The sequence below is a fragment of the Pseudidiomarina sp. genome, from assembly GCF_048267825.1.
In the GTDB taxonomy this organism is placed as follows: Bacteria; Pseudomonadota; Gammaproteobacteria; order Enterobacterales; family Alteromonadaceae; genus Pseudidiomarina.
In genome coordinates this window covers 179,765-191,420 of record NZ_JBLWWR010000001.1, presented here as the reverse complement: position 1 = coordinate 191,420, position 11,656 = coordinate 179,765, and the positions used below count along the sequence as shown (strand labels likewise).

Genomic DNA, 11,656 nt, shown 5'->3' with positions numbered 1-11,656 from the left:
GTTTTCGGGGTCTGAACATGATTATGATGATGCTTTGCATGATTATTACAAAGCCCGCCAAATTCAGCCTAATCTGTTGCTAGACTTTGGCTTATTTTTTCATCTAAATCGGAGGCCAAATTTGGTAATTTATGCAACGCTTCAAGTATAGCTTTCATCTGTTGCTGACGTTGCTCATCGTAACGGCGCCATTGGGTTAATGGTGTCACAAGGCGCGCTGCAACTTGTGGGTTCTTCGTGTTTAAGTAGCTGATCATATCCGCCATTAACCGATATCCAGCGCCATCAGCACGGTGAAATTGCACCATGTTACGCCCAAAAGTAGCATACAAAGCGTATTGACGATTTGGATTATCGCGATTGAAGCGACTATGGTCTTTCAGCGTTGCAACGGTTTCCACAACACCAGCATGCGGCGCTCCGGCTTGAATCGCAAACCACTTATCCAGAACCAGCGGATCATTTTGCCATTGTTGCTCAAACGCATCCAACAACTGCTGCTTGCAGTCTAAGTTAAGATGCACCGCAATTTGCAGCGCACTTTGCTGTGCAGTCATGTTGTCGGCTTTTGAAAAATAATCGGCAACTTCCGCACTGAACTGCGCCGGCTCACTCAGGGCAAGATAGTAGAGTGCAGTATGCTGCAAGCTTCGATTGGCTATCGCTGAACCACTCAACTGATAGGATTCTTGCTTACGCTTTGTCCAAATCGCTGTAAATTCGTCATGTAAACAGGTTGCAATTTGTTGGCGCAAGCTATTTACGGCTTCATCAATGGCTGCCAAAGGTATATTTCGCGTGAAGTATTCAGCTATTTCCTCCACCGTTGGCGGCGTTACCACCAGTGATTTTAATGCTGCATCTAACGGTGTGGCTGCCATATCCTGCAAAGCTTTCGCCACTGATTGCGGCAGTTCGAGCGTGTGCTTATTGCTTACAGCATCGAGAATTAATTTGGTGTAAATATGTTGTGCAGCTTCCCATCGGGTCACGTCCTGTTGCGCGTTAGCAAGCAACACAATGCTGTCGGAAAAGTCTTGCTCGAATTGCAATTTCACCGGAGCACTGAAGTTCTCAAGCAGCGCCAACACTGGTGCTTCGTCGACATTTTCAATCGTGAGCTGTTCGGCCTGCTGAGTGAACTCAAATAACAAACTGCCCGACTCATGATGACGAAGCTGTGGATGTTGCATCGCCATCAGTCGACCACTTGCAGTATAGGCACTGAGTAAAATTGGAATATGCACCGCCTGCTTTTCCACTTGCCCCGGTGTTGGTGGTGTTTCCTGCGCAAATGACAAGGTTAATGTTTTAGCCTTAGCATCATAACTCTGGTTGACTTTAACGGTCGGGGTACCAGCTTGACTGTACCATCGCTGGAAAATGCTTAAGTCAGTTTCATTCGCGTCTGCCATGGCAGCCACAAAATCATCACAAGTAACAGCTTGGCCGTCATGACGTTGCACATAAAGTTTCATGCCAGCTTGAAAGCCCTGCTCGCCCAGTAAAGTGTGCAGCATACGAATAACTTCGGCACCCTTGTTATAAACCGTAACCGTATAAAAGTTATTCATTTCGATAACTTTGTCGGGACGAATCGGATGGGCCATAGGGCTGGCATCTTCATTGAACTGATGGGTGCGAATAATACGAATTGCATCAATGCGGTTAACAGCCCGCGAGCCAAGGTCTGAACTGAATTCCTGATCTCGGAATACTGTTAAGCCTTCTTTTAAACTCAGTTGAAACCAATCACGACAGGTAATTCGGTTACCTGTCCAATTATGGAAATATTCGTGCCCTATCACCGATTCAACATTTAAAAAGTCCTGGTCGGTTGCTGTTTTTGCATCGGCCAGCACATAGCGCGAGTTAAATACGTTTAGACCTTTATTTTCCATTGCCCCCATGTTGAAGAAATCAACAGCGACAATCATATAAATATCTAAATCGTATTCGAGGCCGAACCGCTGTTCATCCCAGCGCATTGATCGTTTTAACGCTGCCATGGCATAGTCAGCACGCTTTAAATTGCCGTGATCAACAAATAACTGCAATAAAACTTCACGACCACTTATTGTGGTGTAATGGTCTGTTAAAACCTCAAAATCGCCAGCAACTAAGGCAAACAAATACGCTGGCTTGGGATGCGGATCATGCCAACGCACCCAATGCGTTCCGTCTGCATTATCGCCTTGAGCTACAGCATTACCATTGCTTAATAGATAGGGATAAGTTTGTTTGTCGGCGGTAATTGTCGTCGTAAAAACAGCAAGAATATCCGGTCTATCCAGATAATAGGTAATACGCCGGAACCCTTCTGCTTCACATTGTGTGCAGAACGCCCCACCCGACTTATAAAGCCCCTCTAGGGCCGTATTGGCAGCAGGATTAATGGTATTGACGATAGTTAACTCAAACGCTTCACTTGGTACAGCCTTAAGCGTTAGTGCTTTATCGTCAATTTGGTAATCCTGTTCGGTCAAGCTCTGGCCGTTAATTTTAACGCTTTGTAACGTCATGTGCTCGCCATGTAAGCGTAACTCTGTACGCGCAGCAAGCGGCTCTACCTGCATGCGATTGGTCACATGCGTTCGAGTATCATGCAGATAAACAGTTAAATCGACCGAGGTGATACGAAACTCCGGAGCTTGATAATCGCTCCGAAGCTTTGCCAGTTGTGCAGTCATAATTACCTATAAAATTGTTTAATTAAGCGGTTTTCGGTGCTGGCAAACGCAGGATGCGGATGCCTGTATAAGCATAAACCAGTGCTATCAGCGGTGTTAACCAGTTAAAGAAGGCAAAAGGTGCATAAATCCATGGACTCACGCCTAGCGCGCCCATCATGAATGCACCGCACGTATTCCAAGGAATTAAAGCCGACGTTAATGTTGCGCTGTCTTCCAGCGTACGTGAAAGCACACGCGGATCTAATCCGCGCCGTTCGAATTCCTCGCGATACATACGCCCTGGTAAAACAATAGCCATGTATTGGTCGGCAGTCAGAATATTAGCCCCGAAACAAGTAAATAATGTCGCGCCTATCAAGCTGCCTATTGATTTCACGTACCCCAATATACCTGCGATAAGACGTTGCAATAAGCCAAGCTTTTCCATAATGGCGCCGAAGGTCATGGCGCTAAGAATCAGCCATACCGTATTGAGCATGCTTGACATACCGCCGCCGCTAAGCAGCTGGTCAAGATCTTCAGAGCCTGTTTCTACGGTTACGCCGTCTGAAAGTGCGCCCCAAATAACTTTAGCGGTACCAACAACAGACTCATCGCCACCCGCTATTTGAGCTACCATTTCTGGCTGAAATATAACGGCCCATGCGCCACCAAGCAAGGCACCAAAAAATACCGTTGGCAAGGCTGGCTTGCGCGTTGCGGCCAGATACAACAGTACCAATAATGGTACCAGCATTACCCAACCGATATTAAAGGTGTTACGCAGCTCTAATTGCATTTTCTCCAGTTCTAAAAGACTTACCGAACTGTCAGCGTTAAAGCCTAAAATCAAAAATATAACCAAGGTTATGATAAATGCTGGCCCTGCCGTGTAGGCCATGTAGCGAATATGTGAGAATAATTCCGAACCTGCAACAGCGGGTGCAAGATTGGTGGTATCGCTTAATGGCGACATTTTATCACCAAAGTATGCGCCTGAAACCACGGCACCTGCGGTAATTGCAGGCGATAAATCCATTCCCGCAGCAACGCCCATTAGCGCCACACCGATGGTTGCAGCCGTGGTCCACGAGCTACCGATAGCCAGAGAGATGATTGCACAAATCAGCGCTGATGCAGCGTAGAACCAACTTGGGTTTAGCAGTTCAAGGCCGAAATAAATCATGCTGGGTACGGTACCAGCAAGTAACCAGGTTCCGATAAGTGAGCCCACAGCAAGAATAATCAATAGTGCACCCAGAGCGACCGTAATCCCCTCTTTAATGCCGTCTTCAATTTCCGCCCATGAAAATTTATTATAAAACCCAATAGCTATCGCTACACCGGCGGCAATCCATAAAGCGATTTGATTGGGTCCATAGGATGAGTCTTCGCCAAACAAAAAAACCGACAAACCAAGCATCACGATAAGTGCGATTAGCGGCAGTGATGCTTGCAGGATTGTTGGAGTACGTTGCTCCAACGTTGTATTGTTTTGCATAATTATTCTCTAATTCAAAAAATTAAAACTGAATAATACCGATCAGTTGTAAGAAAATCAGAACAATTGCTATCGGTGCCAACCAGCGCACGATAAATTGCCATAGTTGGAATACCTTCGGGCTGGTATCAAGCTCATCACTACTATACGCCGATTTCATAACCCAGCCTGCGAAAATAGCAAGCAACAGGCCACCAAGAGGCAGTAACACGTTGGATGTGGCGTAATCTATCACATCAAACAATGACGTAAGGTGCTTGCCAGGAACGTGCCAGTCAATCTGCGTCCAACCAGCACCGCTGAAGCTATAGATGGTAACTTGACCCAGTAACCAGAGCGTGAAGCCTGCCGCCATGGTGGCTGGCCAACGACTCAGCTTAAACCGTTCTTCCATAAAGGCCACCGCAGATTCAATCATGGCGATTGCTGAGGTGAATGCTGCAATTACGAGCATAATGAAGAAAATAGTACCTAACGCATTACCCGCTGGCATTTGGCTAAACGCGACTGGTAGGGTCTGGAATATCAAGCCGGGACCCGCTTCAGGGGTAAGTTGACTGCCAAAAACAATCGGGAAAATAGCTAACCCCGCCAGCAATGCCACCAGAGTATCTGCAAGTGCCACCCATAACGAGGTTTGTACAACGGAGGTCGACTTTGACAAGTAAGCACCATACATAATCACTACGCCCGACGCGAGCCCAAGTGAAAAGAATGCATGCCCAAGCGCCAACATCACACCGTTAATCGTTAATTCGGAAAAATCTGGCGCAAACATGAAGTCTACAGCGGCTGCGAAATCACCAATATATGCAGCATAGCCCGCTAACCCGATGAGCAAAATAACCATGGCGGGAAGCAACCAGGATACAGCGCGCTCTAAGCCGTCTTTAATACCGTTACCAACAACCAATACCACGCCCGCGATAATCAGGCCGTGCCATAAGGTCAGGCGTGCTGATGAGCTGACTAAATCGCCAAATACCTGATCGATTTCAGCTACGCTAGCGCCGGCAAAGGTTCCACTTGCAGCTTCGTACACATAGGCCAGTGCCCAACCGGCAATAACCGCATAAAAGCTCAGCACCAAGAAACCTGTCGCCATACCAACCCAACCGGTTACCTGCCAAGCTTTATTTCGCCCTGATTCTTGTGCCACGTGGCGCGCCGCATAGCCTGGACTGTGCCGGCCTCGGCGACCGATAATAATTTCGGCGATCATGATTGGAATACCGATACCAGCAATACATAGCAGATAAACCAGCACAAAGGCTCCACCACCGTTTTCGCCAGTAATATAGGGGAATTTCCAGATATTCCCTAAACCAACAGCGGCAGCAGTTGAAGCTAATATAAACAGTAAACGACTCGACCAGCGACTCGCGATAGAGGGTGACTCATGCATGAATGTTGTTGTTCCGTGTTTTTTGTAATTATTATTTAGCTATGAAAAAGCCGCATAATGCGGCTTTTTTAGCTACTTCGTAGATAAGTTTAATTCATCGCAAGCTTATGTGCATCAATCAATGCGAGGCTCAAGGCTACCGTTTCTTGTAAGTACGGATCTTCCAACTCGATATCTGTTGGAATATCATCAACTTTTTCAACAGGTTCCATTCCCAGACGACTCAAGCGAGCGTTTGCGCGGTCGAGTTTTTCCTGTTCCTCGCGCACTTGTTCTGCTTTGCGTTCGTCAAGAACTAAGCTAACCCACTTACGATCTTTGTCACGCTCATAGGCTTCAATATCTTCAAATACAAACTTAAACTCTGGATTTTCTTTCACCCGAGCGTCGAGCTTTTCCTGCCACTTTTTAAACTGACTTGACGGAATTAAATCAAGTGGCTCGTAAGAAGCTGCCGGCAATTTATCCCAAGGCAACGCATTCTCTTGGCTGCTTTCACCAAACTCTTCTGCATCAATCATTGATGGTAACTGAAGGTCTGGCGTGACACCACGCATCTGCGTGCTACCGCCATTTATGCGGTAAAACTTAGCAATAGTGAACTGCACACTGCCTAACGGGTTTTCGTAATTATCAAATGGGTACATTTGCAACGCGCGGTGGTGCTGCACAGTTCCTTTACCGTAGGTGTTTTCCCCAACGATAACCGCGCGTTGATAATCCTGCATCGCCGCAGCGAAAATTTCTGAAGCCGACGCACTGTACCGATCAACCATAACGACTAATGGGCCATCGTAAAATATTTTCCCGTCACGATCGCCATTAATATCGCGACGTTTGCGGCCATCAAGTATCTGAACAACTGGTCCCTTATCAATGAACAAACCTGACAAAGAAATCGACTCAGACAATGAACCACCGCCGTTACCGCGTAAGTCAATTACGAGCGCTTCAGCTTTTTGTTGTTGCGCCTCGCTGATTAATGTTTCGACATCACCAGTTAGCCCATTGTAAAAGCCAGGAATTTCAATAACGCCAACTTTACGTCCTGCGTATTGCCCTTCCTCTGGCGACTCAATTTCTAACTTCGCAGCGCGGTCTTCCAATTTGACTTTATCGCGAACAATTGCAATTTCTTTCGGCTGGGCTCCTGCACTCTGGTTCGCTTTCAATACTTGCAGACGAACTGTCGAGCCTTTCGGGCCTTTAATGAGTTCAACAACTTCATCGAGACGCCAACCAATCACATCAACAAAATTCTCGTCGTCACCTTGCGCAACGCCAACAATTTTGTCATCAACAGCTAGCTCGCCGCCGTTATCAGCCGGACCACCCGGAACCAAGCTACGAATGACGGTGTAGTCATATTCAGCCTGTAAAACGGCGCCGATGCCTTCAAGCGACAAATTCATGTTTTGCTCAAATCGCTCCGCGTTGCTCGGCGATAAATAGCTTGTATGCGCTTCAACGCTACGCGCAAAAGCATTCATGATTGTTTGAAATACATCTTCACTATTGGTTTGCGTTAAACGCTTCAGCGCGTTGTTGTAACGCTTACCCAAGGTTTCTACAACCTCAGGCCATTCTTTACCTGTTAAGGTTAAATTTAGCGCGTCGTATTTAACGCGCTGACGCCATAATTCATCCAATTCGGATTCCGTTTTGGCCCAAGTTGCTTCTTCGCGATCGAAGTGATACTTATCGCCAGCCACGGTGAAGTCGAACGGTTGCTCTTCGTCAAGCAACGAAAGTGCGTAACTGTAACGCTCAAAACGACGATTCAACGACTTTTCATACAACGAATAAGCCGCATTAAGCTTGCCCGTCAAAATCATGTCATCGAAAAGCTGTTGATATTCTTGCGCTTGATCGACATCGTCCTGCAGCAAAAACATTTTGCTGTAGTCCAACATGTCAATATAACGGGATAAAATTTGCGATGACAGCTCATTATCGAGCTCCATTTGCTTGAAATGGTCACGCGTGAAAAACCGAGCAACACGGTGGCTTGCAACACCATGTTGTTCTTGTGGTTTAAGTTGCGGTAATTCATCCGGCGAGTGAGCCGGTGGAATGGCTAATGCTGCGGCCGAAAGGCCAGCGCTAAGCGAAACCGCAAGTGCAAATTTAGAAATCACGCGCTTGGTCATACTTCACTACTCCTATTTCGTGACAAATACGGCGTTTACATTCACTTTGACCGTCAGGCCGTTTTGAAGTTGCACATAAATGTCATCGCGATCAATTTCAGTCACTTGGCCAGCTATTGGCGACAGGCCTGCTTTAACCTGAACCTGCTGCCCTACCCGCAACTGATCACCCTTAACCGCTTGTAAATCGAGTTTTGGAGTGGCTGCAGGTTTCGCCGCCACAGGCTTTTTGGCGGGCCGTTTCGCCCGTGCCTTTCGCGCTTCCTGGTTGGCTGGTTTTGCAGCCTTAGCTTGCGCAGCTTGTTCTTTGCGCTTTGCTGCAGCACGTTCAGCTGCAACAGCCTTCGACTCGGCTAACGTTTGTTCAGCGTGCTGCTGATGTTCTTCTTCTATAATACCTGCGTCAGCACCATCGAGATCAACTCGCTGTACACCGACTTTCACACTGCGTAGATACCGCCAGCTATTGGTATAGTGCCGTAAGGCTGTTCTTAGCCGTGTTTTACTTACCGTATCATCGTCAACTAAACGTGCAGCAAGATCTTCAAAAATACCAATTTTTAGGGGCTTAGCGTCACCTTCAACGGTAAAGCATTGAGGAAATTTTTCAGCTAAATAGGTAATTACTTCTTTCGTATTCGTTAACTTTTTAACGTCAGTCGTCATCGTCATTAAATTCCTGCTGACGCACGTCAGCTAGTTGCTCCATGATATACGCTTGCATTTCTTCACTATCGAGTTCAAGAAGCTCGGGGTTTTCTATCCAATCAAATAGTGTGCGGCGTACAACTTCTTCTAATTGCTCTATGGTATCTTCGGCATCGCTAAACTCGCCAATGTAATGCAACATCTCATTCATTTGATCCGTCGCCGCTTCTTCTTCACCTTCAAAGAAGCGCATGTCGAGGTGACTTACTAAGTACGCATAAATATCAAATTCACTATACATAAAATCGCGTCTGCCTGCCCTACTGTGACCAATTAAGTTGTTCGATAAATCGGCCGATACGCGTTAAGCCTTCAGCATCCGCTTCAGAGAACCGAGCGACACTAGGGCTATCCAGGTCAAATACGCCTACAACTTCGTTATTAACAATCAATGGCACGACAACTTCAGAATTAGAAGCTGCATCACATGCAATATGACCAGCAAAGGCATGCACATCTTCAATGCGCTGGGTTTCACGCGTAGCAGCTGCCGCGCCGCAAACACCGCGACCAAAAGCAATACGTAAGCATGCCACTTTACCCTGAAATGGGCCTAACACCAAGGTTTCCGGTTCACGGGTCAGGTAAAAGCCGACCCAATTGACATCATCTAATGCTTCATACACGAGTGCGGAAATGTTGCTTAAGTTCGCAATTAAATCAGGTTCGCCGGCGGTAATTGCACGGGCTTGTTCAAGCAATAGGTCATAATTTGTGGTTTGCATGGGCGTGACTAAGATGCCTCACTTGAAGAATTCAACGGGAAACTTGCGATAGTATCTGCTGGCTTAATTTCAGCTTTCATATCGCGCTTGCTACGTGTGACGAGTTGACCGTCAGCGCCAATCCGAAATGCTTCGTCAGAGGGCGTGTAACGAGCCTGATAGGCCATCACCAGCTGTATGGAATGTTCGCGTTGTTGCTCTGTAAGCTTAACGCCGTCCGGCCATTTACCCAGCTCAACCGCTTGAACCAAACGCTCAAAAGTTTCAGGTGTTATTGATGAAAGCAAATCATCAAACTGCATTAACTACGTTTCCTTTTGATAAAAACCAATCGTACACGGTTTATGACAAACCATATTAAACCAACAATCATTAAGCCATAAGAAACTTTGGCTGGCCAGGTTTCTGGTAACGGCTGTTGAATGAAATAGTACGTAAATGCTGCAATTGCAATTAATAGCGCAAGCATAGACTGACCAACCAAGCGTTCACGCTTGCTTGCCATTACACGTTGCCATTCCCGTTCGAGTTCTTCACCCGATAAACCTGTCAGCTTAAAATCACAATGTGGGCAGTTTGTAGCTTTGTCAGACACCCGCTTACTGCATGAGGGGCATTGAATAAGCGCCATGTAAACCTCGTTTACGTTTCTGTTGAATAAGGCAATATAAGGGATTTTGCTCTAAATTCAAGCGGCCGCCCCCCTATAAGTTACAGAAAGACCCGCCGCAGCGGGTCTTTCTAAGTATTAACAATGCTTATTTTTCAGTATCTTTTTTGCTTTTTTCAGCATCAAAGTCTTGCCAGTAAGCTTTTACGGTGTCTTTCATTTCTCGCCGCAACAAGAAAATACCAAATAAGTTTGGCAGGGTCATCAGTACGATGGCCACGTACGACATGGTCCATACCAGCGTCGTATCAGCGAATGACGCAACGAAGAAGCCTGCCACGTAGATAATACGGTATGGCATAACGCCGCGTTGGCCAAAAAGATAAACTACTGCGCGGTCACCGTAGTACGACCATGCTATTGCCGTTGAGAATGCAAACAGCATCAAGCTAATCGGTACAATGTATTCACCTGCAGGACCTAAAAAGCCCATACTGAACGCTTTTGATGTTAGCGCCGCTGAGTGAATCAATGAATCACCGACAATGACAATATCTTCTTTGCGCAACTGCCCATCCTCGATACGTAACGTACCCGTGTATGGGTCTTCGCCAGCAACAATGAAGCGCACATTTTCCGCAACAGAACGCGCATGCAGCATGGTGTAACCATTGCTAACTGCTTCACCGTCTCGCACTTGGATGGCACCAGTAAACTTCTCAATGGTGTTCTCGTCAGTGTCATTTAAATAATGATACAGCGCTTCACGGTCTGTTTCTTTGGCGTCAGAATAATTACCCGCAACAATCTCGAGGTCAGTACGCGAGAAAATGTTCTCGTGTTTTTGCGACCACACGCCAGATGAAAGGATAACCAAACCGGTTAACGTACAAATGATGATGGTATCGATAAACGGCTCGAGAATTGACACCATACCTTCAGAAACCGGCTCATCTGCGCGCGCTGCAGCGTGAGCTATAGGTGCTGAACCTTGCCCTGCTTCATTTGAAAACAAGCCACGATTAACGCCACGGTTGAATGCATAAGCAAAGGTTGCCCCCAGGAAGCCACCGGTTGCAGCAGAACCCGTAAAGGCATTCGTAAATATTGATGCAAACGAAGGGCCAATCTGATCAAGGTTAAAAAAGATAACGCTCAACGAACCGAGTATGTATAACACACCCATGATTGGCACTATCTTTGACGTTACTGCAGCGATGCGCGAGATGCCGCCAATGATTACGAGCGCTAACAATATCGAAAGTACACCACCAACAATCATCGGCTCAAAACCAAAGCTCATTTCCATACTTTGAGCAATGTTGTTGATTTGCGGCATGTTGCCGGTACCAAATGAACTAATGATGGTCGCTATTGCAAAAATTACCGCCAACCATTTCATGTTCAAACGGCGGTCCATGTAATACATAGGGCCGCCAGCCATAGTGCCGTCTTCAGTTTGTACGCGGTATTTATGTGACAGCGTGACTTCCACGAACTTCGTTGTCATCCCTAAAAACGCAGTAATCCACATCCAGAATATTGCTGCCGGACCACCTAGGAATATGGCCAGCGCAACACCACCAATATTACCGGTACCGACGGTACCCGATAGTGCTGTTGACAATGCTTGGAAGTGGCTGGTGTCACCTTGTGCACCTTTTTTATCAAACTTCCCAGTTACAACTTTCCAGGCGTGGCCAAAAAATCGAATTTGTGGAAAGCCAAGGTACAAGGTAAAGAATATACCAACACCAAGCAAAATATATGGGAAGTACGCTGCAGACCCCAAATAGCCATCGAGCAGCAGTAAAAAGTTATTTATCGCTTCCAAGGTGTCCCCCTTGTCGAGTTATTATTGTTGTTGTTCACGTTCAAGCTAGCG

10 protein-coding genes are annotated in these 11,656 nt (G+C 46.6%); all 10 read right to left on the bottom strand.

Annotated features, from left to right (window positions below):
• Positions 1-68 precede the first annotated feature (68 nt).
• The 10 genes from pepN to ACN0UN_RS00925 all read right to left on the bottom strand — a co-directional run bounded on the left by pepN (position 69) and on the right by ACN0UN_RS00925 (position 11,605).
• A complete protein-coding gene (pepN, locus tag ACN0UN_RS00970; protein WP_417658312.1) occupies positions 69-2,690 on the bottom strand; it encodes an aminopeptidase N in 2,622 nt (873 codons plus the stop codon).
• Positions 2,691-2,712: 22 nt separating this feature from the next.
• Positions 2,713-4,173 carry a Na+/H+ antiporter NhaC gene (gene nhaC / locus ACN0UN_RS00965; RefSeq protein ID WP_417658311.1) on the bottom strand — a complete coding sequence of 487 codons (1,461 nt, stop codon included), beginning with the start codon at positions 4,171-4,173 and terminating at the stop codon, positions 2,713-2,715.
• A 22-nt stretch (positions 4,174-4,195) separates the two neighbouring features.
• Positions 4,196-5,578, bottom strand: a complete 1,383-nt coding sequence (locus tag ACN0UN_RS00960) for a sodium-dependent transporter (protein WP_417658310.1) — start codon at positions 5,576-5,578, stop codon at positions 4,196-4,198.
• A gap of 89 nt (positions 5,579-5,667) precedes the next feature.
• A complete protein-coding gene (prc, locus tag ACN0UN_RS00955; protein WP_417658309.1) occupies positions 5,668-7,728 on the bottom strand; it encodes a carboxy terminal-processing peptidase in 2,061 nt (686 codons plus the stop codon).
• Between the two features lie 12 nt (positions 7,729-7,740).
• Positions 7,741-8,394, bottom strand: a complete 654-nt coding sequence (proQ, locus tag ACN0UN_RS00950) for an RNA chaperone ProQ (protein ID WP_417658638.1) — start codon at positions 8,392-8,394, stop codon at positions 7,741-7,743.
• Positions 8,384-8,677 (bottom strand): hypothetical protein, encoded by a 294-nt coding sequence (locus ACN0UN_RS00945; protein ID WP_417658308.1) that lies wholly within the window; start codon positions 8,675-8,677, stop codon positions 8,384-8,386. The genes proQ and ACN0UN_RS00945 overlap by 11 nt, the downstream gene beginning before the upstream one ends.
• 19 nt (positions 8,678-8,696) lie before the next feature.
• Positions 8,697-9,161: a GAF domain-containing protein gene (locus tag ACN0UN_RS00940; protein ID WP_417658307.1), complete on the bottom strand. Its 465-nt coding sequence runs from the start codon at positions 9,159-9,161 to the stop codon at positions 8,697-8,699.
• 8 nt (positions 9,162-9,169) lie between these two features.
• On the bottom strand, positions 9,170-9,463 hold the full coding sequence (locus ACN0UN_RS00935; protein ID WP_417658306.1) for a YeaC family protein: 294 nt from the start codon (positions 9,461-9,463) through the stop codon (positions 9,170-9,172).
• Complete coding sequence (locus ACN0UN_RS00930) at positions 9,463-9,792, bottom strand: hypothetical protein (RefSeq protein ID WP_417658305.1); 330 nt, start codon at positions 9,790-9,792, stop codon at positions 9,463-9,465. Before ACN0UN_RS00930 ends, ACN0UN_RS00935 begins: the two co-directional genes overlap by 1 nt.
• Before the next feature lie 127 nt (positions 9,793-9,919).
• Positions 9,920-11,605: an alanine/glycine:cation symporter family protein gene (locus tag ACN0UN_RS00925; RefSeq protein WP_417658304.1), complete on the bottom strand. Its 1,686-nt coding sequence runs from the start codon at positions 11,603-11,605 to the stop codon at positions 9,920-9,922.
• Between the last annotated feature and the right edge of the window lie 51 nt (positions 11,606-11,656).